Here is a 24106-nt window from a genome sequence, read left to right as displayed (position 1 = left end):
GGCGAGAGAGATATGCGTATCAGCATAGTTGCGGTCGGGCGATTGCGTGCCGGACCGGAGAAGACCCTGCTTGACGATTACCTGACCCGATTTGACCGGACCGGCCGTAGCTTGGGCCTTGGTCCTGCGCGGGTGATCGAGGTCGAAGACAAGAAAAACGCTGGCATGGGGGCCGAGGGTGCGCTGCTGCGCAAGGCGGTGCCCAAGGGTGCGGTGATCTGCACGCTGGATGAGCGTGGGCGGGTGATGTCTTCGCCGGACTTTGCCAAGAAACTGGGCAGCTGGCGTGATGCCGGGCGGCAGGACTTGGCACTGATCATTGGCGGAGCCGATGGAATAGACCCTAATCTGCGGGCCGAGGCCGATTTTTCCATCTCATTCGGATCGATGGTCTGGCCCCATATGCTGGTCCGTGTGATGCTGGCCGAGCAACTTTACCGGGCCGCAACCATCCTGTCGGGCGGCCCCTATCACCGGGTTTGACATGGCGCAGCTTCTGATCGTTTACCATTCCCGCACCGGCGGGGCTCGGCAGATGGCCGAAGCGGCGGCTGAGGCCGCGCGAGATGAGGCCGCGACTATCCTGAAACCCGCCGATCAGGCCGGACCTGACGATCTGCTGGTCGCCGATGGTTATATCTTCTGCGCGCCCGAGAACCTGGCCGCGATTTCGGGTCTAATGAAAGAGTTTTTTGACCGTTGCTACTATCCGGTGCTGGGCAGGATCGAGGGACGCCCCTATGCCCAGATGGTCTGTGCCGGGTCTGATGGGGAAAACGCGGCCCGCCAGATGGCCCGGATCGCCACAGGCTGGCGGTTGAAAGAGGTGCAGCCGCCGCTGATCCTCTGCACCCACGCGCAGACGCCCGAGGCTATTCTGGCTGAAAAGACCATCCCCGACGATCAGCTTGATCAATGCCGAGAAATCGGTGCCGCTTTGGCTGTGGGGCTAAGCCTTGGTGTGTTCTGAGCTTCAGTTCAGATCAACAACCGTGGTGCCTTCGTTCCAGCCATCCACATTGCACCTCGCTTGAACCTGCACTTGCGTGGCGCCCTCGGGGATCGCCACACCACTGAGTGAGCGGGTAAAGGGCTGCTCGGTCTCATGCGGATGGTGCAAGACGCGCATCCCCAGCTCATTGCCGTCCATGTCCAAAACACGCCACCCGTCGGCGTAGTGGTCCCAACCGGTGTCCGGATGTCGGATCGTCACGTCGAATCGCCATGAATCGCCACCCTGACGGGCTGAGACATTCTCGATCACGGCAGGATCGGCAAAGGCGGGTGCGGCCAATACGGCGCTTAGAATCAGGTATCGCATAAGGCGACCATACGGGGGGATGCGCGGCGGCGTCATCACGACTCTGTGTTGGGCGGCAGGGTTAACAGCACCGACCGGGAATGGGATGCGAATTCGCGCCGGTAGAGAACGCCCAGTGTGATGAGGGTCCCGAGTATCAGGGCCAGCGGCCCTAATATCCACGCCAACGAAGCCAGCGCGAAATAGGTGGCGCGCAGGCCGCGATTGAAACTGCGCGCGGCGGTGACGCAAATCTCGGCCGCTTGCGCCGCGCGGGGATAGGCTTGTGGGTCCTCGGGGTCGTTCGGGACCGCGGCCATCAGCACCGCGCAATAGCCAAACAACCGATGCGCCCAGACGTATTTCAGGAATGCGTTGGCCAGAAACAGGATCACCACCAGAATCTTGATCTCCCACACCAGCGCCGGAGCGCTGCCGATAGCCAGGTCGCTGGCGACGCCCGCCAACCGTTCGGTGTTTCCCAACAGCGCCAGCCCGCCCCCGATGGCGATCATAGTGGTTGAGGCAAAGAACGTGCTGCCCTGCCGCATCGCTGCCACGACTTGCGCGTCGAACATCCGGGGCTGCCGCGTGACCATCTCGTGCATCCAGCCGCGCCGGAAGTCGTCCATCATCATGGCGACCGATTGTCTGTTCGGCGCCGGATGCTCAATCCGCCAGCCGATCCACTGCCACGCGCCCAGCAACAGCAGCACGGCGGCATAATCCAGTGTTGAAAACAAAAGGGCGCGGTCGATCCATGTCATGTCGGCGACAGTAGGGCCAGAGATAGGAACTTGCCAGATGGGTAAATTGGTAATATTATTTTACCAAACGGAGGATCAGCGATGGAAATGCCCCGGCCAAACCCCGAAATCATGGCGCGCAAGCAGTCTGTTCTGTCGCGCCTGTTGCAGGTGTTGCCTGCGGATGCAGTGATCTATGATCCGGCTGAGACCCGCGCCTATGAATGTGACGCGCTGACCGCCTATCGCTGCCCGCCGATGCTGGCGGTGCTGCCGTCGAATACGCAAGAGGTTTCGGACGTGCTGCGCATCTGCCATGAGGAAGGCGTGCCGGTGGTGCCGCGCGGCTCGGGCACATCGCTGGCGGGCGGGGCGCTGCCCACGGCGGATTGCGTCATTCTGGGTGTTGCCCGGATGAACGAGGTTCTGGAATCCGATTACGATAACCGCTTCATCCGCGTTCAGACCGGCCGTACCAACCTGAGCGTGACCGGTGCGGTCGAGGAAGAGGACTTTTTCTACGCGCCCGATCCGTCCTCGCAACTGGCCTGCGCGATAGCGGGGAATATCGCGATGAACTCAGGCGGGGCGCATTGCCTGAAATACGGCGTGACCACCAACAATCTGCTGGGCGTCAAGATGGTCCTGATGGATGGCAGTGTGGTCGAGATCGGCGGCGCGCATCTGGATGCGGGCGGCTTGGATTTGCTGGGGGTCATTTGTGGCTCAGAAGGGCAGTTGGGCGTGGTGACTGAGGCCACGCTGCGTATTCTACGCAAACCTGAAGGCGCTCGGCCGGTTCTGATGGGCTTCGATGACAATGAGGTCGCGGGGCAATGCGTGTCCGACATCATCAAATCAGGCATCCTGCCGGTTGCGATCGAGTTCATGGACACGCTCTGCATCAGGGCTTGCGAGAACTTCGCCCATGCAGGCTATCCCGATTGCCACGCGCTGCTGATTGTCGAGGTTGAAGGCTCCGAGGCCGAGATCGACGATCAACTGTCGAAAATCATCGAGATCGCCAAGCGTCACAATCCGGTGGAACTGCGCGAAAGCCAGTCGCCAGAGGAAAGCGCCAAGATTTGGCTGGGGCGCAAATCGGCTTTTGGCGCGATGGGGCAAATGAACGATTACATGTGTCTGGACGGCACGATCCCGGTGTCCTCTCTGCCAGAAGTCCTGCGCCGGATTGGTGAGTTGAGCGAAGAATACGGCCTGCCAGTGGGCAACGTGTTCCATGCCGGAGACGGCAATATGCACCCGTTGATCCTGTTTGATGCCAACAAACCCGGTGATCTGGAGAAGTGTGAGGCGTTCGGCGCCGATATCCTGAAACTTTGCGTCGATGTGGGCGGTTGCCTGACTGGTGAGCATGGCGTGGGTATCGAAAAGCGCGATCTCATGTCCCATCAATATGCGCCTGCGGACCTTGAGGCACAGATGGCCGTGAAGGATGTGTTCGATCCCAAATGGCTGCTGAATCCTGCAAAGGTGTTTCCTTTGGATGCGTCCGAATCCCGTCGGGATGTACCGGTTGCTGCGGAATAACAGGCTCTAACAAAGAAGATTTGCGATGAAACCTGAGACAGAGGCCGAACTGGCCGAGATTGTGGCCGGGCTGACAGAACCAGTGCGTATTGTCGGCGGCGGCACGCGTGGAGTGGGCGGGCCGGAGGCCACGCTTGAGACCTCGGGGCTGAGCGGGATTACCCTCTATGAGCCCGGCGCGTTGACCCTGGTGGCGCAGGCAGGCACGCCCGTGGCCGAAATTGAGGCCGCTTTGGAGGCCGAAGGGCAGCAACTGGCGTTTGAACCGATGGATCATCGCGGGCTGCTGGGTACCAGCGGGACGCCTTCCATTGGCGGGGTTGTGGCCGCCAATATCTCGGGTCCGCGCCGTATTCAGGCCGGGGCCTGTCGCGACTTCCTGCTGGGTGTGCGCTATGTCGATGGTATGGGTCAGGTCATTAAGAATGGCGGTCGGGTGATGAAAAACGTGACCGGCTATGATCTGGTCAAGCTGATGGCCGGGTCATGGGGCGCGCTTGGGGTTCTGACCGAGGTATCGCTGAAGGTGTTGCCCAAGCCCGAAGCCGTTGCGACCCTTGCTGTTCAGGTCGCGGATGCCGAGGAAGCGGTTCAGGCCTTGTCCACCGCGCTGAAATCTCCGTTCGAGGTCAGCGGGGCCGCGTTTGACCCGCAGGTCGGGCGGGCGTTGTTGCGGGTTGAGGGGTTTTCGGATTCGGTCGCTTACCGGGCAGAACAGCTGAAAACCACGCTATCGGGATTTGGTGAGATTACCGAGGTCTCGGAACCCACTGAGTTGTGGCGGGGTCTGCGTGATGTCAGGCCATTTCACGGGCAGGAAGGTGATGTCTGGCGGATTTCGGTCAAGCCCACCGATGCGCCGGATATCGTGACCCGGCTTGAGACGGATCAGACCCTGTTGGATTGGGGTGGAGGTCTGATCTGGGCGCGCGTTCCCGAAGGCACCGATCTGCGCGCTCGGCTGGGCGGGTTCAACGGACATGCGACGCTGGTGCGCGGGGATGCGGAAACTGCTGATGCCTTGGGTCGGTTTCAGCCTGAATCCGGGGGAGTACAGGCTCTAACGCAGGGGTTACGGCAGCGTTTCGATCCGCGCGGTGTCTTTAATCCGGGGTTGATGGGGTAAGTCGATGCAGACGACATTCACGGAAAAGCAGCTGCAAGATCCGGCAATACAACGTTCTAATGAAATCCTGCGCAGTTGTGTGCATTGCGGGTTCTGTACCGCCACCTGCCCGACCTATCAGGTGCTGGGGGATGAGCTCGACAGCCCGCGCGGGCGCATCTATTTGATCAAGGACATGCTGGAAAACGAACGTGTGCCGGATGAGAAAACCGTCAAGCATATCGACCGCTGCCTGTCCTGTCTGGCCTGTATGACAACCTGCCCCTCGGGCGTGCACTACATGCATCTGGTCGACCACGCGCGGGAATATATCGAGGCCAACTACAAACGCCCCTTCACCGATCGCGCCTTGCGCTGGGTACTGGCGCAGATTCTGCCTTATCCAATGCGGTTCCGTTGGGCGCTGATCGGGGCAAAGCTGGGCCGCCCGTTCCGGTTCCTGATGCCTGATGCAAGGCTGCGGGCGATGCTGGACATGGCACCGAAACATATCCCTCCGGTCAGTCGCAATGACGACCCGCAGAGTTTTGCGCCCAAGGAGCCACGTACCAAGCGCGTGGCGCTGATGACAGGCTGTGCGCAAAAGGCGCTGAACACCGATATCAACGACGCGACGATCCGCCTGCTCACCCGGTTGGGGTGCGAAGTTGTAGTGGCTGAGGGCGCCGGGTGTTGTGGCGCGCTGACCCATCACATGGGTAAGGTGCAGGACAGTCACAAAGCGGCTGAGGCCAATATCAGAGCCTGGGTGGCAGAGATGAATGGCGAGAGCCTGGACGCCATCGTCATCAACACCTCGGGCTGCGGCACCACCGTGAAGGACTATGGCCATATGTTCCGGAACGATCCGCTGGCCGAAGATGCGGCAAGGGTGTCGGGCATTGCCATGGATATCAGCGAGTTGCTGATGCAGCTCAGCCTGCCTGAAGCCGCGAAAAAGGACATGGTCGTCGCCTATCACGCAGCCTGTTCTCTACAGCACGGGCAAAAAATCAAAACCTATCCGAAGGACTTGCTGAAAAGGGCAGGTTTCACCGTGTTAGATCCTGTAGACAGCCATCTGTGCTGCGGCAGCGCGGGGACATACAACCTGATGCAGCCTGAAATCTCAGGCCAGTTGAAGCAGCGCAAGGTCAGAACACTTGAGGCCAAGAAACCCGATGTGATCGCTGCGGGCAATATCGGATGCATGATGCAGATCGGGTCTGGCACAGATATTCCCGTTCTGCACACTGTTGAGCTGTTGGATTGGGCGACCGGCGGCCCCGAACCGAGGGCCCTGCAAACCGGCCGCACGCCAGAGGTTCCGATCCTCAGGTAAGCGCGGATGATGCAGCGGTGCATCAGGTTTCGCGGGAAAGCGTAGCCGACGCAACCGCCCTATTTTCGCCCCACCAGGGCCGTAGGAAGGTAAGCTGACAGCAACGTCGGAGAACCGTTTGCGAAATTGGATCAAGGCAATCGCGCTGGCACTGATGCCGATGGCCGCCGTGGCGCAGGACAGTGGGCTGAAAAGCCTGGACACCACCGATGCCGGGCGGGCGTGGATGGCTGTGGGACGTCTGAACATCAACGGCATGGGCTTCTGCACAGGCACTTTGATTTCGCCAACATTGGTTCTGACCGCAGCCCATTGCCTGTTTGATAAGGCGACAGGTAAACGGATCGATCTTTCCGAGGTCGAGTTTCTTGCGGCCTGGCGTTTGGGGCGTGCTTCGGCCTATAGAGCCGCCCGGCAAGCAGTGATTCATCCAGACTATCTGTACAACAGAAATACTCCGACGGCGCGGATAGGTAGTGACATCGCCCTGATCGAACTGTGGCAGCCCATTCGCAACACTACCGTAATTCCCTTTGAAACCGGTGATCGCCCGCGCAGGGGGGCCGAAGTGGGCGTGGTTTCCTATGCACAGGACCGGTCCGAGGCACCGGCGCTGCAAGAGGTCTGTTCGGTCATGACCCGTCAGTCCGATGTTCTGGTTATGTCTTGCGACGTCGAGTACGGCTCATCTGGTGCGCCAGTCTTCTCCTTTGATGGAGACCGCCCACGTATCGTGTCCGTGGTGGCCGCCAAGGCTGAATTTAACGGTCAACGCGTCGCTGTGGGTACAACGGTAGAGGGATCTCTGAACCTGTTGCACGCGGAATTGCTTGCCGGTCGCGGATTCCGCGCCGCTACGCCCACAGGCACAACCCAAAGGAATATTGGTGCGAGATTCATTAAGCCATGAACAAAGTTTTAGTGTGTGCCCTTTTGTGTTTATCGGTTTTTGCAACCCAATCTCACGCGCAAGCCAAGAAACGCAAACTGACGGACCGCGAGGATCTGTACGGCTGGGAAGCCATCGGCCGTCTGGACACAGGTAAGCAAGGATTCTGCACAGCAACCTTAATTGCGCAGGATTTGGTTCTGACCGCTGCCCATTGTGCGATCGATAATAAAACGGGCAGGCCTTATGAGCCTGAAGACGTGACGTTCCGGGCCGGGCTGAGCAACGGTAAATCGCTGGCAGATCGCAGGGTCGCTCAGATCGCGATTCACCCCGAATACCTCAAACACCCCGAGCTTTCGGCCGCTGGGGTCCGAGCGGATGTCGCCCTGATGCGGCTTGAACAGCCCATTCCCTATTCCGTGGCCAATCCCTTTGCCCTGCACAGCGGGCGCGTGGCCGGGAACGAGGTCAGCATCGCCTCATACGGGCGTGGCCGGTCCGAAGCGATAACCCGGGAACGGTCCTGTCGCATTCTGGATCGGCGGCAGGGGCTGATCACCTTTAACTGTGACATTACCTTTGGTTCGTCTGGCTCTGCCTTGCTGGCCCGGAATGGTCCGCGTTGGCAGATATTGTCGGTTGTTTCTGCCGTTGGAACCAATGGGCGGCAGAAGGTTGGATTCGGCATGGAACTTGCTGGAATCGTTGCCGATCTCAAGGCTGATCTGCGTCGTGATGCGCCAAAACCCAAGGCTTCGATCCGACGGCTACAGGTGGGGTCGGGCAAGTCCAGTTCAGGTGCGAAATTCATCTCCTCTGGCGGGTCTTGAACTCGGTCAAAACGCTCCCCATGTGATTTGTACCGGGTCGCCGCAAACGGGGCCCGGTATACTGAACCGCCCGTCCGAACGGAGGGCAAAACACAGATCGCTCAGACATGAGGATATGACACATGCGTACTTTTGATTTTGCACCGCTGCACCGCGCCACCATTGGTTTCGACCAGATCGCCGACATGATGGACCGCGTTTTGACCAACGACGTGGCTCAGCCCAGCTACCCGCCATATAACATCGAAAAAACCGATGCCGACACCTATCGCATCTCGGTCGCTGTCGCCGGTTTTGCCGAGGATGACCTGTCGGTTGAAGTGAAGGAAAACGCGCTGATCGTCGCCGGTAAGAAAGCCGCCGAAGACAAGGATCGCAGCTACCTGCACCGTGGCATCGCCACCCGCGCGTTCGAGCGCCGCTTTGCGCTGGCCGACCACGTGCGCGTTACCGGAGCCAGCCATGAAAATGGCATGCTGAACATCGACCTGAAGCGCGAAGTGCCTGAGGCCCTGAAACCGCGCCGGATCGAAATTTCTTCGGCCAAGGCCATTGAAAAGGACGTGGTCGACGCCAAAGCTGTGAACTAAGGCCGTTGACCTTTCGGCGATGGTCCCGCCTCTCGGGATTATCGCAGATTGCACGCCCCGCGCACCTCCAGGCGCGGGGCGTTGTTTATTAGTATGTGAGTGTTCGCTTTGAACAACACAGCCGAAGTTTCAGATGCAAAAAAGACGTTCACGTTGTCTTACGGCTCAGGCGCGCGACCTACTCGAATTACTCCTTCATCGACGTCTCGAACGAAGTACTGCACCAAATTTCCGCTTGGACCAAACAGCAATGCCTTGTCCCCAAAAAGGCCGGAACCGCCAAATCTGGCTGTGACAGTTCTAGTTTCAGGTCCGGGAATATCCTTTGCTTCGGTGCGCAGCCCACCTGCTTTGCAGCTGACATATGTGATCAGCGCCCGACCGGACGAGTCGACGGGGATATCCATCTTTGTCGGTGTTGCAAACGATCTGTCAAATTCGGGTCCGCGTACCGTGCATTTTGCGGCAATTTCTACGCCGTTGACCTCCGCACTGAATGCAAGCGCGCGAGTGTTGACCGCAGCTGGTGGTGACGCGGCATCTACAGGTTTTGCCTCAGGAGAAGTTGGAACCGATGTGGTATTGCACGCGGCCAGTGCAAGGCAGCCAACAACAAAAAGAGAACGCATTATTTTATCCCGTTTCCAATGCTTTAGGGATGATCAAAATTGATGTGGTCCCGGAGTTCAAGGTCGATTTTCACTTGAATTGGAAACCGCTCCAAAACCAAAATGACCCCGCGCTATTTCAGCGCGGGGTCAACCTTGCGAAGGGGGTGAAACTTAGTTCCCAGCCGTCACCGACCCGATGGACCAGAACATGGTCTCGCCCGAGGCATCGTCGACGCCGTCATTGTCGGTCATCACAAACGCCTCGCCCGAGGGCAGGATGGCCAGACCTTCGATCTTGTCCAGAACGTAACCGCCGGTCGAGGTCAGGTCGGGCAGCAGGTCGCGGACCTCTTGCTTGCTGACCACGGGCAGCGGGCCGCCCAGCGGCGCCGGGGTCATCTCGGACAGCGGGATGCGATAGACCTTCTTGGTCACGGCCCGGTGGTCATGCTGGTTGTCGCGCTCGATGACATAGACATGATCCCCGAAGGCCACGATTTCCGACAGTCCAACCCAGCCGGTGTCCGGATTCGCCTTGGGATAGTGCACGGCACCCCATTCCTTGGTGTCCAGATTGTAGGCGACCAGTTTCACATGGTTCTTGGGGTCGTCCTTCCATTCGCGCTGAACGGCCATCCACAGGGTGTTGCCGACCTTGGTGATGCCCTCAAAGCCAAAACGCTTTTCGACGGCCGTCAGTTCCGGCGGCAGGCCGATTTCACCCTTGCGGTCTTTGATCAGGCCATCGGCCGAGACATGGTAGATCGCGTGCGGGATAACGCGGTCGGTGCGGCCTTCGGAGGCGACGTAGAAGCCACCCTCGCCGTCTAGCGTTATGCCCTCAAGGTCCAGCTTCTGCGCCGGGTTGCCGTCTTGGCGGTGGACGCGGATCACGTCCACGATGCGGGCGGGGGTTTGGCGGGGGTCGATCTTGAAGATCGAGGGCTGGAAGCCGTAGAAACTGTCATTGACCGCGTAGATCATGCCGTCTTCGTCAGCGACCAGACCGGACAGAGCACCCCAACCAATCAGCTCATCCGCGCCTTCCGACGTCAGATGCGGGTAGGCGGCGGGGGCGTCCTGATGTTCGAAGATGGATACATGCGCACGCGGGCCGCCATCTTCGATCAGGTCTTTTTCGTTGGCCGACACCAGCAGGTTGCGCTCGGGGATCGCCACATAGCCTTCCGGCCCAACGCCTGAGGGCAACAGTTGCTTCAGCACCGGGTTGGCCGGATCGGTGGCGTCATAGACACCCACGACCGAAGCGCGCTCAGCCCCCACAAAGATCATGGGTGTGCCGCCAAAGGTGGCTGCGGTCACGCTTTCCGGCTCGACCCCTTTGCTGTCCGAGCGTTTGTCGGGGTAGTGGCCTATCTGGATGATCGCCTTCTCGAAATCGGTGCCGTTCTCGTAAACAACGGTGCCGTCCTTGTAGAAGATCGTCCAACCACGTGAGCCGCCTTCATAGTCGCCTTCGTTGGCGGTGGCGAAGTGGTTGTCATCGATCCATTTCACCGCGTCGGGCTCGCGCAGGCGGCTCGGCTGGCTTTCGGTGAAGATCAGCGCACCGCGCTCATCCGTAGCGTCGATGCCTTCCAGATCAACTGCACCTGCCGAGAAATGGCTGATCACAGTGCCGTCCTTGTCGACAACCGCGATGTGGTTGTTTTCTTGCAAGGTGATGACGGTTTCGCCCAGACCGTTGATGTCTACGAACTCGGGTTCGGGGTCGGTTGGTGCGACTTCGGCCAGACCGGTCAGCGAGGCCATGGTCATGCCCGCGCAATCCAGCGCGCCATCTTTCAGCGGCACCAGAGCCAACGACCCTGCGGGCAGTTGCGGGATGATGCCGTCATTCAGGTCTTCATCACGCTCGTTCTCGATCGCCACAGCGACAAAGCTGCCATCGGGTGCAATGGCAACGCTGTCGGGCTGGCCGCCCAGATCACAGGCACCGGTTTCTGCCTTACCCGCGATATCGACCGAGATCAGCTTGCCCGAGGGTGCGGTGTAGCTTTCGGACGTGTTAACGCCTACGAAAGCCGTCGTACCAACGATCCCAACCGAGGTCGGCTCGCCACCCACCTCCATCGCGCCCAAAGGCGACGGGTTCGCAGGATCAGTTATGTCGACCATACCGATCACACCCAGCGGGCTGTCGGTGTAAACCAGCGTCATACCATCCGCGGTGGCCGCGATGATCTCGGGCGAGGTTTCGCGGGTGGTATCAGCCCCATCGGCCATGTTTTTGACGACCGGGAAGGACGCAATTCGGTTGAAATTCATCTCTGCCACAGCCTGACCGGCGGTCAGGGCAAGGGCAGATGTCAGGCAAACAAAGCGCAATGACATCGGTAGGTATCCCCCTTTACTTGGATGTCAGAGGGATGACCGCCGTTCATTGCGCTTTTGTGACGGTTAGGATTCAGTTTGGTGACAAGCCCATTAAAGATGACCACCGCACAAAGGCGATGGCCAGGCCGGATCAGACCGACATGCAGATGTATTTCATCTCCAGATAGTCTTCCATGCCGTGATGGCTGCCTTCGCGACCCAAGCCGGATTGTTTGACTCCGCCGAACGGCCCAAGCTCGGTCGAGATGATGCCTGTGTTCACACCGACGATTCCATATTCCAGCGCCTCGGCCACTTTGTACACGCGGCTCAGGTCCTTGGCGTAGAAATACGAGGCCAGACCAAAGATCGTGTCGTTCGCCATGGCAATCACGTCATCTTCGTCCTCGAATTTGAACAGCGGAGCCAGCGGGCCAAAGGTTTCGTCCTGCGCCACCATCATGTCCTGAGTCACACCGGTCACGATGGTCGGCTGAAAGAAAGTCCCGCCCAGATCATGCGGAAGACCGCCAGTTAGAACCGAACCACCCTTGTCGGTGACATCCTTGATATGCTCTTCGACCTTGGCGACCGCATCGGCGTTAATCAGCGGACCGGTGGTCGTGCCGTCGGTAAGGCCATCACCGACTTTCAACGCTTCGACAGCAGCTTTAAGTTTGGCGGCGAATGCGTCGTACACTCCGGCCTGAACGTAGATGCGGTTGGCGCAGACGCAGGTCTGGCCGTTGTTGCGGAACTTGCACAGCATCGCGCCTTCGACGGCCGCATCCAGATCGGCGTCGTCGAACACGATGAAGGGCGCGTTGCCACCCAGTTCCATCGAGCATTTCATCACCTGATCAGCGGCCTGGCGCAGCAGGATGCGCCCCACCTCGGTCGAGCCGGTAAAGGTCAGTTTGCGAACGCCGGGGTTTTCGCAGAACTCCTTGCCCACTTCGCTGGCCCGCGATGAGGGAACGACGTTGAAGACGCCTGCCGGGATTCCCGCCTTCTCGGCCAGTGCTGCCAGAACCAGAGCAGAGAGCGGCGTTTCAGCAGCGGGGCGTGCAACAAAAGAACAACCGGCGGCCAGAGCGGGCCCGGCCTTGCGGGTGATCATGGCATTTGGGAAGTTCCACGGCGTGATTGAGGCCGCCACACCGATGGGCTGTTTCAGGACGGTAATCCGCTTGTCGCGTTGGTGACCGGGAATGGTCTCGCCATAGACCCGCTTGGCCTCTTCACCAAAGAACTCGATGAAGGACGCGCCATAGCCAATCTCGCCAATTGCCTCTGCTAGTGGCTTGCCTTGCTCTGCGGTCAGGATCTTGCCCAGATCCTCGGCGTTTTCCATCATCAGGTCGAACCAGCGCCGCAGGATTGCCGCGCGTTCCTTACCAGTCAGCTTGGCCCATTCTTTTTGCGCGGCCTCTGCCTGTGCAATGGCCCCCGCCACCTGCGCGCGGCTCAGGTCGGCGACCTCGGCCACAACATCGCCCCGGGCCGGGTTAGTCACGGCAAAGGTGCCGTTGTCACCGTCCACCCACTGGCCGCCGATATAGGCTTTGGTCACCAGCAGATCGGGGTTTTTCAGAATCGATTTCAGGTCGGTTGTTGCATCCAGCATGGGTCAGCCTCCGGCAGGAATTTGGTTCACGCGCACCCAATCAGGTGAGGTTTGTAATGTCTATGTCCACTGTGCCTCGCGGATCAATCCAGATTTGATCAAAAGTACCCTGTGCACCTTTTCAAAAGTTCCACGTCTGGTTGAATGAACGCGCTTTCTTTTTCGTGATGAGTTTGCGAAAGTCTGCGTGATTTTTAGACCCAAGGGGATGTAAATGAGCGTAACATTCCCTATCTTATTGGGTAATTGAACAAAAAGGGGATAGTGCAGATGTCGAACCATCAATTTGACGCCTTGATCGAAGAAACACAGGCAAAAGTACAGGCAAGCCAGTCGCAGATCGAAAACCTGACCTCGCAGATTGAGGCCGCGCGCACCAAGATCGGCACCGCCGAGGCAGATATCGACATCGAAAACGCCACGCTTGAGGACGTGCACGCCCATACCGAGGTGATGAATGCCAACATCGCCGAGCTGATCATGGGGCTGGACGACGTCACCAATGCGTTTTCCAAGGATTTCGACGAGATGCGCTCGAAAACCGGGTGGGAGTCGTTTGTTGGCATCTTCTCACGCGGGAAATCGGAATCGATGCGGCAGGAGCGGATGCGCACTGCCAATATCGACGACAAGCTGCAGGACCTGATCGCCAAATCCGACGTGATTGTGAAACTGTTGCAAGGCCAGCTGTCCGTTCTGGAAGAACAGCGCGTAAAGGTCGAGGACAACCTGACCGGCACTTTGGACGACCGCGAGGCCACCGTGGCTGAACTGGAATCGTTGCGTGCCGAGATTCAAGGCATGGACCCGACGATCATCACTTTGGAAAACAAGATCAGCGTCGAACAGGACGCCGCCGCGCGGACCCAGCTGGAAACTGAACTGGCCGAGCTGAACAAGCAATACAATGCCAAGGTTCAGGAAGAACAGGTCAAGCTGGCCAAGTCACAGACGCTGGAGCGTTACATCGAAAAGGGCAAAACCTGGGTCGACTCATTGCAGAACCAGGCGGCGACGCAGATGGTGCTGATCAACAAGCTGCAGACAGACACGCAACAGCGCGTGGTGCTGTATGACGCCCTGACCAAGTCGCTGAAAACCGCGCAGCAACAGGACGTGGCCCACCGCATCAACGAGATCGGCGTACAGACCGACCAAGAGGCGCAGACGGCAATGGCCGCCATCGGCACCGCGACCAACCAGAAAATGGCCGACATGCTTGAAGCGCATGAGGACCACATGGTCTTTGCCCGCGATGTGCTGGAGAAAAAGGCCAAGGCGGATGAACGCTTTGCCCGCCGGTTTGCCTCGATTGTCGAGAAGCACGATAAGAATTTGTATGGGGGTTGAACCAGACGGCGGACTGCAACGTGGCAAAAGACGTAGTTTTTCTGCTCCTAAAGATGCTGACGATATGCGCGTGCCTAGCGGCAGCGATGCTTGTTGTATTTTTCGTATCCCAAAGGTTTTTGGGTGAGTTCGAATTCTTGTTCCTCTTGGTGAACCTAGTTGTAGGGCTCGGTAGTTTTTGCGCCCTTCTTTATTCGATGGGGATGCTAAAAGAAAAAATGCAGAGGATAGAAAAGAAACATCGCCTGTGGCTCTTCGATGGGTTCGGAAACCGCAAATGACCGACCCCACCCAAGACCATGTCGGCCTGACCGACACCTTCGCCTCGCGCCGCTATTTCCGCAAATTTGAGGTGATCACCGTCCACCTCCTGCGCGTGGCCGCGACGATGGAGGCGGAGGGCGCGATCAGCAAGCAAGAGGTGCGGATCGTGTCGCGCTACCTCTCGGGGCTGCTCTACACCTTCCGCGCGCTCAGCATGAAATACCTGCTGGTCGGGCGCGATACGGGGCGGTTCTTTGGCAGCCTCGCGATGGACAAGCGCGACAGCGGGTTTCCGGTGGCGGCTGAGCTGCTGACCATGGCGAATGACGCGCAGCAGGCGCAGGTGCATCTGGCGAATATGCCCTCGGAAGACGATCTGAAAACCGACATGGTGCGGACGATCATTGGCGATCAGGAAATCCCGACCAAACTTCAATTCGCGCTGTCCCAAAGGCTATATTACGAGGAATTGCTGAAAGGTCAGCTGTTCTGGGCTCGCAACGATCCCGAATGCCACTGGACCGGGAATGAGGGCGAGCGTCGCAAGTTCCTGATCCATTGGGCGGTCTATGACAGCCAGATCAACCTGCCCGTCATCTACTTGATGCAGTTGGAGGACAGCGGCAAGACGGCCCTGCCCAAAGACCAGCGCCGCTGGCCCGAGGTGCAGGCGCATCTGATGGCGCAGTCCTTGGGCGGATTGAAACTGGTGACCATCGCCAAAGGCTTCGATCAGGATTTTGACGACCTGCACCCCAAACACCTGCGCCGCATACATGTGGGTCCGATGTATTCCTCGGCCTATACCGAGCAATCCGGCCCCTTGCGGCAAGTGTTGGAGGATGCGCAGGCCCCTGAGGGGCAGGATTGGGCACTTGCCTGGACCACGGAAGAACTGGAAAGCGAAGAGGTGATCGAAGAACGCGCCGGGTGGTTCTCGACTGTCGAGCGCGAGGTCTTTGCGTTGGACCCGTTCGGTGGGCAGGGGGCCGAAACCGGCGCCACCCGCACGCAACGGTCGATCATCCTGCCGCAGCGCCCGTTTCAGGTGCTGGCCGAACGCAACCCGCCGGGCTTTGCGGATGTACGCAAGTTCGTCGTCAGCAAGTCCGGGCAGGTGTTGAGGTATTGAGGTTTTCGCCTTCCCTAACGGCCCCTTTCAGGGCCTGTCGGGCCATGAGACGAGAGTATTTTTGAAAAGACGAAGCAAGGGCGGTTGTTCAGATGAGTTTGACGTCAGATCAGATGGAATTGCGCGAGGCGGATATTCGCAAACATTATCCGGCAGCGACTGCTTTGCTGAATGGGTTCGAACACGCGCCGCGGATTGCCAAACCCGTTGAGGCCGCTGTTGAACGATCTCCGGGCGTGTCGACAGGACGCCGGTTTCGGTCGACCACACCGGGGCTGGTGACACGACGCACCGTGCGCGCGGATGGCGTGCATTTGGTCGATCGGATTGAGGCGTCGGATGATGGGGATGCGTTGGTTTCTCCGCCGCAAGCCACGACGCAGCAAGCCATACGCCGCGCCATTGCCATCGCTTTGTCCGTAGCGGAAGCTTATGCGGAGCAAACCCCTTTGGCCGATCTGAAACGTGCGAATTTGGCCGGAGACCTACCCGCCGCGCGTAAAACCGAGTTTTCGGAATTGCTGACGGCCGAGGCTCTGATCACCTCTCACACGTTCGGTAACGCGTTGGCCTATCTGATGTCCTCGCATCTGGGCGAAACCACGGTCGACATCGGCGAGATCGAAGAGGTTCTGACCGACAACGGCCAACTCGCCCTGCACGGCGCGCTGTGGGAGCTGGACCAAACGCTCGCCAAACACGCCCCCGATGACGCCCACCTGATCGCCGCCACCAGCGCCTATGCCGAGCAACTGATGGAAAAAGCAGCCCTGCGCGCCCAATCCGCGGGCCATCTGGCCCCGTTCCAGAACGCCGCCTGGCATATCGAGGCCGATGACCTGACCATCAGGGGTTTTGAGCCGGCCTCCAAGGCCAAATCCACCACCCTGACTATGACGTTCAAGAAGCCGAACGAAGTGGTGGGCAATCATATCGCCAAGTATCAGGCGATGAAGCTGGCCAAGATGCTGATGGCCTATGACTTCGACCGTCGTCTGAACCCGTTCGCCGAGCTTGGCGGGTTCATCTTTACCTTCATGGGCGACGGCAAGCCGGGCACCGGCAAGACCACTCTGATCCAGATGATGGCCGGGCTGATCAACGACTATTGCCAGAACGCGGGCTATCCGTTCCGCTATCAGAACCTCAGCACCGACAATATCGACAGCTATCAGGGTAAATCCGGCCAGAACGCCAAGGCCTTTATCAGCACGATCATCGACCCTTCGGTTATCGGCTTTGGCACCATCGACGATATCGATCAGCTTGCGGGCAAGCGCGGCGACCGGCAATCGTCAGCCGGTCAGCTGGAAATCACCGCCGTGTTGATGGAGAGCTTTGCCGGCGCCAACACCGTCGTGCGCGGCAACTGCACCTTTGGCATGTTCTCGAACTACCCCGAGAATGTGGACGACGCCCTGCGTCAGCGGGCGGGAGCGCGGTTCCTGGTGGACGGCCCGCAAACGCGGGAGGATTACATCGACATTCTGCACCTGCTGATGGGCCGCAACCACGACATCCCCTTGGGCGAACACGAGGCTTATGCCGCGCAGGAAATCAAAAAGGCGGTCGCCGCCAGTTTCGAAAGCCATTCCCGCCCGCATGAAGACGCTCTGCTGCAGGTCTATGACCGCGTTTCAGGCGATATCGGCCAGATGGATACCATCGCCAAGCTGGGCACCTACCTCAAGGCGATTCAACAGGCGGATGAGCGGTTCACCGGCCGCGCGATCAAGAACATCACCGACGCGGTCAAGGTCCGTGCGATGGATTTCGAACTGCCCGACGAGTGGATGGAGAACCCCGACCTGTTCCTGTTCCGCGACTACGACACCAAGAAGGCCATGATCGAGGACCTGCGCCAGCCGATCACGGTGGAAATGGTGATGCAAGAGATCAACCGCTACGCCGACAGCGAGTTCCGCTATGCCGACAAGAGCGACGAGGTTGCCATCGAAAACGCGGTGCGTGAGATGGGACGGATGGAAGAGGCTAAGCGGCGGTATCTGGAGGGGCAGGGGTGACGTTTCTGGAGTCGATATCCTCACTGAATACTTGGATTACCGAACACAAGGAACTAGTCACAGTGATTGGAATACCGTTGCTAACCTGGTTGGTAACTACGATCACGGCCAAATCAGCAGAACGTCGCTCTGCTGCCGAAAGGCGAGCGGCGACCCAAGAAGCTGCGAAAGATCGAGCCGAAGAACGAAATTTACGGCGAGCATTGAAAATCTCCGAGTACAGGAGGGCTTGGATTGAAAGCCTACGAAAAGAGTTTGTTGAAGTCTTATTAGTGGCAAACGCCAGTAGAAATAGAAAAGCCGAACTGGTGGTCGAATTTGATAAAAGATTTCAAATGATTACTTTGATGGTGAACCTGAATGACGAGGACCTAGAACCAATTTTTCAAGAAATGTATAATTTGATTGGAGCTATAAAAAGCGATCAAAATTATAATCCGACCGACCTTTCTACGATGATGCAGTTATTCCTGAAAAAAGAATGGGAAAAACTAAAATCTGAAATTGAGGAGGCGACAGTAAAATGATCCGCCTCATCGAAAAAGGACTGATGTTCGGCAATCTCGTCCACATCTCCAGCCCGGCTCTGGTCGAGCGGTATAACCGCGCGCTGCAGCATCTGGCGGGCAAAACCACGGCGCTGACGGATTTCCATGTCGATATCTCGGGCTTTTCGCCGGAAGTGGGGATTGAGTTGGAGGATGAACTCTACCTCAACCCCAACGGGGTCAACCGGCAGTTCATCCTGCTGACGACCGAACAGAAACGCGCGCCTCTGCTGAACGTCAAATTCTCGACCTCGCGTGATATCCTGCGCGAATTCATCGAGATGAATGAGGCGCAGCTTTTTGCCCTGACCGCCACCGATGCGGTGGCCGGAGAGCTGGTGAACTCGGTCTTCAAGCTCACCACACCGCGCGACCTGCTGAACCTGCGCAAGATCGAGATCGAGGCCGACACGGTCGGTGGCACCCTGCGCAAGGCCGAGCAACTGGCGGGCATGGTCGAACGGTTCAAGACCGAAGAGGACGCCTGGTTCGATGATGTACTGATCGCAAAAATGATCGAAACCGCCAAGGAAACCGGCGACGTCACCCGCAACCCCGTCCACCTGCGCCACACCGCGTTTGAACAGCGCAACTTCTGGACGGCGCATTTCGGCGGACTCTACCTGTTTCCCGATCTGGATTATCCGGCGGCGATTTGCATGGGCGAACTGCCTGATGACATGCCGATCAAGCATGTTTTCGATCCTTCGCAAAAGCACCGGATTGCGGCCTTCCTGAACGACAATAATCTGGTCGAGACAATCATTGAGGCGCGTGGGGTGAACTCCACCGCTGTTCTGCAGCAAAAGATGGATTTTCTGACCGTTCACGCCGCCGCCGACGCAGGGGTTGACCTGACCGGGCTGGACCGTAGCGACATGCGGCGTCTGGCGCGAAACCACGCCGACCGTCTGCCCGAGGCGTTTCACGGCCTAGCCCAATTGTTGCGCTGGGCCAGCGATGGTGGGCCTTGGCCGCGCATCACCTCGGATCATCCGGCCTATTTTTATACGCTGCGGGCGGCTGATACACCCAACCGCGATCTGGTCAATATGCTGCTGGCGGAACTGGCCCCGCTGGACCCACGTCAGATGTTCATCTGCCATAAGGAATTGTTCTACAGCACCTATTCCACTTGGCCCGAGACCAAAAAAGCCTATGTTGCCGACTTCCTCGCGCGCGAGTATCAGGTGGACAAGGCCGGTGCCCGCGCCGCGCTGTTTGGCCATGAACCGGACATGAGCGGTAATGATCGGGTCAGCGATGACATCATCGCACGCGTTGGCCCGTGGGGCGCCGTTGGGAGAGGATAAATGTTTGTCGCGCTAAGGTTTTTGATTCCACTGCTGATTTTCCTGACGATCCTCTATGTCGGCGTATCGCTCTATTCCCGCTGGGTGCGACGCGGTAAACTGATCGCACATTGGGAGAAAAAGGGACTGACCGGCGATCGAGATGCCTTTGTTCGGCGCGGGTTGGAAAAATATGACGGATCATTTCGCCGCAAGCTGATCCTCGGGATTTACGTGGTGCCGCTGGGGCTGATCGCGATCCTGATTTACGTTTCGAATTTCATGTGAGGGTTTCGCCAATGCGTTACATCAAATGGGCCATCATCATCCTGTTCTGGGGGACGATTGCAGCGGTGCTGAACTATACACTGCCTCAGCATGACGTAGTGCGGATCTCGGACACGTATGAAAAACGGATCGATCCGGGTGAGAACAGCATCTTCTGGTCTGTGCAGGACGTTGGCAGTGATGCGACCACTCCGAACCGGGACGTGTTCTTCATCCAGACGCGCAAGAAGAACGGCAAGGTCATGGTCTACCGGAACGAAGACACTGGCTGGGGCTGGCCGCCCTATTTCAAGCTGAATTCCTCGAACCTGCAGGCTGAGGCCGCGGACCTTAAATCGACCACCGAAAGCCCGCGATGGGTCGTCGTGCGCCACTATGGCTGGCGTAGCGAATTCCTGTCGATCTTTCCAAACGCTGTGAAAATCTGGCAGGTCGACGATCCGGACATCCGGATCATACCGTGGTTCAACATTATCTTCCTGACCGTCTTCTTTGCACTGATCTGGGCCATATGGGTACGCTGGCGCCGGTTCCGCGAGGCCCGCGTCGATCCGATGCTCGAGAATGTGGAAGACGGGCTTTACGCCGCTGGCGATGCAATCGAAGAAAAAAGCAGCCGGTTCAAGCAATGGCTGAACAGTTGGAAATCCAAGTGACGGCGGGGATCACCTGATCCCGCCATCACCCCGGCAACCATGTAACTATCGCACGACGAATTCCGCGTGCAGTGCCCCGGCCGCTTTGATCGTTTTCAGAATGTCGATCATATCGCGGGGCGACACGCCAAGCGCGTTTAGACCCGCCACAACCTCGGAAAGAGTGGCCGCTTCGGGAATTTCCGCCAGTCCGGTACCTTCCTCCTCCTCGATGCCAGCAAAGGTGCGGGGGACGACAACAGTCTCGCCGCGGGCAAACGGGTTGGGTTGGACCGCGATTGGCGATTCCTCGACCGTCAGGGTCAGGTTGCCTTGGGATACCGCAACGCGCGAAATTCGCACCTCTTGCCCCATGACGATGGTGCCCGAGCGTTGATCGACGACCACGCGGGCCTTGGTTTCCGGCTCGACCAGAATATTCTCGATCCGGCCCAGCGCGTGCGCCGTCGAAGTTGCCCGCGTCGCGGCGATGTTAAGCTCAACCGTCCCGGAATCTCGCATGATTGCCACTGCCCGATTGAATTCGGAGTTGATCGCAACCTCAATGCGGTTGGCGGTGGTGAAATCGGGCTCGCGCAGGGCCAACCGCATTTGCGTCAGTGTCGAGAGGTCGAAGTCGATTTCACGCTCCACCCGCGCACCCGATGGGATCACGCCCGAGGTCGGAACCCCCTGCACGACCGAAGCAGCCTCGCCCTCGGTCACGGCGCCACCGGCCAGAACCGTGCCCTGCGCCACCGCATAAATCTGCCCGTCTGCCGCATTCAGCGGTGTCATGATCAGGGTGCCGCCCAGAAGGCTTTTTGAATCACCGATCGCCGATACCGTGACGTCGATCTGTCCGCCGACCCGGGCAAAAGGCGGCAGGCTGGCGGTCACCAACACGGCCGCCACGTTCTTGGGGCGAAAATCCTCTCCGTTCACGTTGACGCCCAGCCGTTCGAGGATGTTGGACATGATCTCTTCGGTGAAGGGCGAATTGCGCAGCCCGTCACCAGTGCCGTTCAGACCGACAACCAGGCCATGACCCACCAGATCATTGCCCCGCACCCCGTCGAAATCCACAAGGTCCTTCAGGCGGATCGCACCGGCTGAGGAGATCCCGGGCAGCATCATCAATAGGAAAGCAAGAAGTTTCATCTCAGGAAATTCACCAGCGACGGGTTCGCGTTGCGAACGGTGACGGAATACAGGCTTTCCAACTGAAACTGCACGGTTTGCAATTGCGCGGCGGTTTCATATGGGTCCGCTGCAATCAGTTTATTCCGGCTGTATTCCAGGCTGGTCTGCGACGCACTGTTGCGCGTGGCGGCCTGTTCGATCCGCGCCTCGGCCGACCCCACCTGCGCGCGCAGGTTGACGATATCATTCTGGGTATTGGCCAGATCGACGCCCAGTTGCGTGAACAACGCCGTGCGCTGATTACGCGGCAGGTTGAGCCTGTCATCCGACACCAGCGCCGCGACGGCAATATCCCGCAGCGCATCCTTGATCGCAGGGTCCGTCGCCGTGATCGGAATACGAACACTTTCATTCTCGGAAATTTGCATAGCGGCCAAGGTGGTGTCTGATCCTTGATAGATCACTGCGTCAAACCCCGCCGGGTCGTTGAACCAATCCTCTGCCGCCTGTCGGATATCCGACACTGTGGCGTGCCCGGTCAGTTCAACCTCCAGAGCAGTCAGCAGCGTGTCAGTTGAGGGCAAGGGAGAGACATCCGTGGCGACGCCGGAAAACAGGCTACGCCCACCCGCCCGAGTGTTCAGCGCAGACATGATCGTGTCTAACTCGTTGCGCGCCTGCACGGACGCGTTTTCGTGGCTGACCGCCTGGTTCGATGTGCCAAAAGACAGCAGGGACGCGGTGAATTCGCTGACTGAGCCATCAATCGTCGTCAGGCTCAGCTGCATGGCGTCCGTGAACAACCCGGCCTCGGCCGTGGATACCCGATAGGCGTCCAGCCGCGACAGGCTGCGGTCCAGATCCAGCAGGTGCGAGTAATCGCCATCCAGTCGCCCGGATACATCCTGAACCTTGCCAGTGGACATCTCATAGGACAGGGTTTCGATCTGGGTTTTCAGCTCGGCCGAGCGGGTCTTCAATGTCATGCCCCGCGCCAGATCACCAATAGACGTCAAATTCATCATCACAACCTCAACAGCGTATTCATCAATTCATCCACCACCGAAATGACCCGGGCATTGGCGGCATAGGCCTGCTCGATCTGCATCAGGCGCTGAAGTTCCTGATCCGTGTCGACGCCGTCTTCGGCCTCGATCCGGGCCATTTCCAGCTGGGCGCTGTTGGCGAAGGTCAGGCGCTGGCTGGCCGCGTGGGCGTTGGCGCCAGCTTTGGACGAAAGCGCCTCGGTCATATCCGAGGCGCGCATGGCACCGGTGCCAAAGGGTGACCCCGCAACCGGACGCGCATCGCTGAGAATGGCACCAAAGGCCTGCAGCTGTGTTGCATCACCCGGATCGCCGGGGACTGCTGCGCCCAGTCCGTCACGCAGCCGCCAGCTGTCGCCGCCATTGTCGGGATCGACAATCGTGTTCAGACTAATGCGCGAGGCCAGCCCCGCCGGAGCCGTCACATCGAACCGGTTACCGGCGTCGGTGAACAGGCCCGTATCGGCGGGCAGCGCGGAGGGGTCCAGACCGGGGGTTTCGAACCGTTCGATCAGGTCCCGGGCGACCGAGTCCAGATTGGCCTGTGCTTCAACCGCCAGCTCATCGCGGATCTGGAACTGCGCCATCAACGCACCGCCGCGAATCTGAGCGGTGCCTCCACCGGTGCGCACCGGATTGCCGTTCATCTCCAACCCCGACAGCAGGCCGTTGCCGACCGTCATATGGGGTTTGGTGTCTCCGGTGGTTGTAAAGGAAAACTGCGTCGCTGTGCCTTCCAGCAGGATCAGGCCGCCGTAGGAATACAGCGACACCTGATCGTTCGCCCGTGGCACCGCGTTGACCGGCACCAATTCGTTGACCTGATCGATCAGCACCTGCCGTTGATCCAGCAAGGCCCCGATGTCACCGCCCGAATGCTTGACCGACGGAATTCTGGCGTTCAGCTTCTCGATATCCTTGAGGGTCTGGTTCAGTCTGTCCACCTGCTTGCCAATGGTTCGATCCGCGTCCGAGCGCAGCTGCCGCACGCCTTCGGAGGCGGAATTGATCCGGTTGGCCAGATCGCGCCCAGTGCGGGCGACCTGATCCAGACGCTCGGACGAGTCGGGCAGGCTGGCTGCCGTAATCAGGTTGCTGTCGAAATCGGCCAACCGGGTGGCCGGTGATGACAGATGGTCAGCCGCACCGATGAAACTTTCGACCCCGGCGTGAAAGCTGGACACGGCGGTTTGATACGCCAGATCTGCATCGGTGGCGCGGCGATTGGCGGTCAGGACCGGATCCTGGTTGCGCACCACGCCGACGGTTCGCACACCATGGCCCGAGATCGTATTTGTCTTCAGCTCCAGCGACCGGCGGGCAAAGCCGGGGGTCAGCGCGTTGGCAATATTGTCCGACACAACCGACGTGCCCCGACCCGCGGCCGTCAAACCGCTTACTGCGTTGTTGAATGCCGTCGTCATATTCATCGGACAGCCCCCCTTTCCGGGTT

23 protein-coding genes are annotated in these 24106 nt (G+C 59.0%); 15 read left to right on the top strand and 8 right to left on the bottom strand.

The genetic code is table 11. From position 1 onward, the window contains the following. Positions 1 to 12: 12 nt before the first annotated feature. Both rlmH and ACR0ER_RS17320 read left to right on the top strand, forming a co-directional pair. Entirely contained in the window at positions 13 to 483 is a 471-nt protein-coding gene (rlmH, locus tag ACR0ER_RS17325) for a 23S rRNA (pseudouridine(1915)-N(3))-methyltransferase RlmH (protein WP_480770010.1), read from the top strand. A 1-nt stretch (position 484) separates the two neighbouring features. Then, the gene (locus ACR0ER_RS17320) at positions 485 to 970 is read left to right on the top strand and encodes a flavodoxin family protein (RefSeq protein ID WP_480770009.1); all 486 of its coding nucleotides are present in this window, start codon (positions 485 to 487) and stop codon (positions 968 to 970) included. Positions 971 to 973: 3 nt separating this feature from the next. On the opposite strand, the gene ACR0ER_RS17315 is transcribed toward ACR0ER_RS17320, so the two are convergent. Both ACR0ER_RS17315 and ACR0ER_RS17310 read right to left on the bottom strand, forming a co-directional pair. Further along, positions 974 to 1321, bottom strand: a complete 348-nt coding sequence (locus tag ACR0ER_RS17315) for a hypothetical protein (RefSeq protein ID WP_480770008.1) — start codon at positions 1319 to 1321, stop codon at positions 974 to 976. A gap of 35 nt (positions 1322 to 1356) precedes the next feature. Continuing rightward, entirely contained in the window at positions 1357 to 2067 is a 711-nt protein-coding gene (locus ACR0ER_RS17310; RefSeq protein WP_480770007.1) for a DUF599 domain-containing protein, read from the bottom strand. A gap of 81 nt (positions 2068 to 2148) precedes the next feature. Between ACR0ER_RS17310 and ACR0ER_RS17305 the strand changes: the two genes are divergently transcribed. From ACR0ER_RS17305 to ACR0ER_RS17280, 6 genes are all read left to right on the top strand, one after another. After that, positions 2149 to 3597, top strand: coding sequence for an FAD-linked oxidase C-terminal domain-containing protein (locus ACR0ER_RS17305; RefSeq protein WP_480770006.1), 1449 nt, complete (start codon positions 2149 to 2151; stop codon positions 3595 to 3597). Between the two features lie 25 nt (positions 3598 to 3622). Next, positions 3623 to 4723, top strand: a complete 1101-nt coding sequence (locus ACR0ER_RS17300; RefSeq protein ID WP_480770005.1) for an FAD-binding protein — start codon at positions 3623 to 3625, stop codon at positions 4721 to 4723. 4 nt (positions 4724 to 4727) lie between these two features. Continuing rightward, positions 4728 to 6044 (top strand): glycolate oxidase subunit GlcF, encoded by a 1317-nt coding sequence (gene glcF, locus ACR0ER_RS17295; RefSeq protein WP_480770004.1) that lies wholly within the window; start codon positions 4728 to 4730, stop codon positions 6042 to 6044. Between the two features lie 118 nt (positions 6045 to 6162). Continuing rightward, the gene (locus ACR0ER_RS17290) at positions 6163 to 6954 is read left to right on the top strand and encodes a trypsin-like serine peptidase (protein WP_254438062.1); all 792 of its coding nucleotides are present in this window, start codon (positions 6163 to 6165) and stop codon (positions 6952 to 6954) included. Then, positions 6951 to 7766, top strand: a complete 816-nt coding sequence (locus ACR0ER_RS17285) for a trypsin-like serine peptidase (RefSeq protein WP_480770003.1) — start codon at positions 6951 to 6953, stop codon at positions 7764 to 7766. Before ACR0ER_RS17290 ends, ACR0ER_RS17285 begins: the two co-directional genes overlap by 4 nt. 122 nt (positions 7767 to 7888) lie before the next feature. Continuing rightward, on the top strand, positions 7889 to 8356 hold the full coding sequence (locus ACR0ER_RS17280) for an Hsp20 family protein (protein ID WP_480770002.1): 468 nt from the start codon (positions 7889 to 7891) through the stop codon (positions 8354 to 8356). Between the two features lie 158 nt (positions 8357 to 8514). On the opposite strand, the gene ACR0ER_RS17275 is transcribed toward ACR0ER_RS17280, so the two are convergent. The 3 genes from ACR0ER_RS17275 to ACR0ER_RS17265 all read right to left on the bottom strand — a co-directional run bounded on the left by ACR0ER_RS17275 (position 8515) and on the right by ACR0ER_RS17265 (position 12931). Beyond that, positions 8515 to 8985 carry a hypothetical protein gene (locus ACR0ER_RS17275; RefSeq protein ID WP_480770001.1) on the bottom strand — a complete coding sequence of 157 codons (471 nt, stop codon included), beginning with the start codon at positions 8983 to 8985 and terminating at the stop codon, positions 8515 to 8517. Between the two features lie 153 nt (positions 8986 to 9138). Next, a complete protein-coding gene (locus ACR0ER_RS17270; protein ID WP_480770000.1) occupies positions 9139 to 11322 on the bottom strand; it encodes an esterase-like activity of phytase family protein in 2184 nt (727 codons plus the stop codon). Positions 11323 to 11455: 133 nt separating this feature from the next. Continuing rightward, positions 11456 to 12931, bottom strand: a complete 1476-nt coding sequence (locus ACR0ER_RS17265; protein ID WP_480769999.1) for an NAD-dependent succinate-semialdehyde dehydrogenase — start codon at positions 12929 to 12931, stop codon at positions 11456 to 11458. A gap of 270 nt (positions 12932 to 13201) precedes the next feature. Between ACR0ER_RS17265 and ACR0ER_RS17260 the strand changes: the two genes are divergently transcribed. The 7 genes from ACR0ER_RS17260 (at position 13202) to ACR0ER_RS17230 (ending at position 20485) form a co-directional block, all read left to right on the top strand. After that, entirely contained in the window at positions 13202 to 14281 is a 1080-nt protein-coding gene (locus ACR0ER_RS17260; protein ID WP_480769998.1) for a hypothetical protein, read from the top strand. A gap of 277 nt (positions 14282 to 14558) precedes the next feature. Then, positions 14559 to 15677 carry a hypothetical protein gene (locus ACR0ER_RS17255; protein ID WP_480769997.1) on the top strand — a complete coding sequence of 373 codons (1119 nt, stop codon included), beginning with the start codon at positions 14559 to 14561 and terminating at the stop codon, positions 15675 to 15677. 92 nt (positions 15678 to 15769) lie between these two features. Further along, positions 15770 to 17701 (top strand): AAA family ATPase, encoded by a 1932-nt coding sequence (locus ACR0ER_RS17250; RefSeq protein WP_480769996.1) that lies wholly within the window; start codon positions 15770 to 15772, stop codon positions 17699 to 17701. Further along, positions 17698 to 18228 (top strand): hypothetical protein, encoded by a 531-nt coding sequence (locus ACR0ER_RS17245; protein WP_480769995.1) that lies wholly within the window; start codon positions 17698 to 17700, stop codon positions 18226 to 18228. Before ACR0ER_RS17250 ends, ACR0ER_RS17245 begins: the two co-directional genes overlap by 4 nt. Next, positions 18225 to 19562, top strand: a complete 1338-nt coding sequence (locus ACR0ER_RS17240) for a DUF6638 family protein (RefSeq protein WP_480769994.1) — start codon at positions 18225 to 18227, stop codon at positions 19560 to 19562. Before ACR0ER_RS17245 ends, ACR0ER_RS17240 begins: the two co-directional genes overlap by 4 nt. Next, on the top strand, positions 19563 to 19829 hold the full coding sequence (locus ACR0ER_RS17235) for a hypothetical protein (protein WP_170334624.1): 267 nt from the start codon (positions 19563 to 19565) through the stop codon (positions 19827 to 19829). 11 nt (positions 19830 to 19840) lie between these two features. Continuing rightward, positions 19841 to 20485 (top strand): DUF1523 family protein, encoded by a 645-nt coding sequence (locus ACR0ER_RS17230; RefSeq protein WP_480769993.1) that lies wholly within the window; start codon positions 19841 to 19843, stop codon positions 20483 to 20485. A 45-nt stretch (positions 20486 to 20530) separates the two neighbouring features. Here ACR0ER_RS17230 and ACR0ER_RS17225 read toward each other — a convergent pair whose 3' ends face one another. The 3 genes from ACR0ER_RS17225 to flgK are packed head-to-tail and all read right to left on the bottom strand — an operon-like array spanning position 20531 to position 24083. Beyond that, positions 20531 to 21625, bottom strand: coding sequence for a flagellar basal body P-ring protein FlgI (locus ACR0ER_RS17225; protein ID WP_480769992.1), 1095 nt, complete (start codon positions 21623 to 21625; stop codon positions 20531 to 20533). After that, complete coding sequence (locus ACR0ER_RS17220; RefSeq protein ID WP_480769991.1) at positions 21622 to 22629, bottom strand: flagellin; 1008 nt, start codon at positions 22627 to 22629, stop codon at positions 21622 to 21624. Before ACR0ER_RS17220 ends, ACR0ER_RS17225 begins: the two co-directional genes overlap by 4 nt. Before the next feature lie 2 nt (positions 22630 to 22631). After that, positions 22632 to 24083: a flagellar hook-associated protein FlgK gene (flgK, locus tag ACR0ER_RS17215; protein ID WP_480769990.1), complete on the bottom strand. Its 1452-nt coding sequence runs from the start codon at positions 24081 to 24083 to the stop codon at positions 22632 to 22634. Between the last annotated feature and the right edge of the window lie 23 nt (positions 24084 to 24106).

It is taken from the genome of Ruegeria sp. CH8, from assembly GCF_056536985.1.
Note: the sequence above shows the minus strand (reverse complement) of the source record. Positions and strands in the feature narration are given on the sequence as shown.

Excerpts from the sequence above, each read along its gene's own strand:
- rlmH (WP_480770010.1), top strand. The coding sequence starts at position 13 with ATGCGTATCAGCATAGTTGCGGTCGGGCGATTGCGTGCCGGACCGGAG.
- ACR0ER_RS17320 (WP_480770009.1), top strand. The coding sequence starts at position 485 with ATGGCGCAGCTTCTGATCGTTTACCATTCCCGCACCGGCGGGGCTCGG.
- ACR0ER_RS17315 (WP_480770008.1), bottom strand. The coding sequence starts at position 1,321 with ATGCGATACCTGATTCTAAGCGCCGTATTGGCCGCACCCGCCTTTGCC.
- ACR0ER_RS17310 (WP_480770007.1), bottom strand. The coding sequence starts at position 2,067 with ATGACATGGATCGACCGCGCCCTTTTGTTTTCAACACTGGATTATGCC.
- ACR0ER_RS17305 (WP_480770006.1), top strand. The coding sequence starts at position 2,149 with ATGGAAATGCCCCGGCCAAACCCCGAAATCATGGCGCGCAAGCAGTCT.
- ACR0ER_RS17300 (WP_480770005.1), top strand. The coding sequence starts at position 3,623 with ATGAAACCTGAGACAGAGGCCGAACTGGCCGAGATTGTGGCCGGGCTG.
- glcF (WP_480770004.1), top strand. The coding sequence starts at position 4,728 with ATGCAGACGACATTCACGGAAAAGCAGCTGCAAGATCCGGCAATACAA.
- ACR0ER_RS17285 (WP_480770003.1), top strand. The coding sequence starts at position 6,951 with ATGAACAAAGTTTTAGTGTGTGCCCTTTTGTGTTTATCGGTTTTTGCA.
- ACR0ER_RS17280 (WP_480770002.1), top strand. The coding sequence starts at position 7,889 with ATGCGTACTTTTGATTTTGCACCGCTGCACCGCGCCACCATTGGTTTC.
- ACR0ER_RS17275 (WP_480770001.1), bottom strand. The coding sequence starts at position 8,985 with ATGCGTTCTCTTTTTGTTGTTGGCTGCCTTGCACTGGCCGCGTGCAAT.
- ACR0ER_RS17270 (WP_480770000.1), bottom strand. The coding sequence starts at position 11,322 with ATGTCATTGCGCTTTGTTTGCCTGACATCTGCCCTTGCCCTGACCGCC.
- ACR0ER_RS17265 (WP_480769999.1), bottom strand. The coding sequence starts at position 12,931 with ATGCTGGATGCAACAACCGACCTGAAATCGATTCTGAAAAACCCCGAT.
- ACR0ER_RS17260 (WP_480769998.1), top strand. The coding sequence starts at position 13,202 with ATGTCGAACCATCAATTTGACGCCTTGATCGAAGAAACACAGGCAAAA.
- ACR0ER_RS17255 (WP_480769997.1), top strand. The coding sequence starts at position 14,559 with ATGACCGACCCCACCCAAGACCATGTCGGCCTGACCGACACCTTCGCC.
- ACR0ER_RS17250 (WP_480769996.1), top strand. The coding sequence starts at position 15,770 with ATGAGTTTGACGTCAGATCAGATGGAATTGCGCGAGGCGGATATTCGC.
- ACR0ER_RS17240 (WP_480769994.1), top strand. The coding sequence starts at position 18,225 with ATGATCCGCCTCATCGAAAAAGGACTGATGTTCGGCAATCTCGTCCAC.
- ACR0ER_RS17235 (WP_170334624.1), top strand. The coding sequence starts at position 19,563 with ATGTTTGTCGCGCTAAGGTTTTTGATTCCACTGCTGATTTTCCTGACG.
- ACR0ER_RS17230 (WP_480769993.1), top strand. The coding sequence starts at position 19,841 with ATGCGTTACATCAAATGGGCCATCATCATCCTGTTCTGGGGGACGATT.
- ACR0ER_RS17225 (WP_480769992.1), bottom strand. The coding sequence starts at position 21,625 with ATGAAACTTCTTGCTTTCCTATTGATGATGCTGCCCGGGATCTCCTCA.
- ACR0ER_RS17220 (WP_480769991.1), bottom strand. The coding sequence starts at position 22,629 with ATGAATTTGACGTCTATTGGTGATCTGGCGCGGGGCATGACATTGAAG.
- flgK (WP_480769990.1), bottom strand. The coding sequence starts at position 24,083 with ATGAATATGACGACGGCATTCAACAACGCAGTAAGCGGTTTGACGGCC.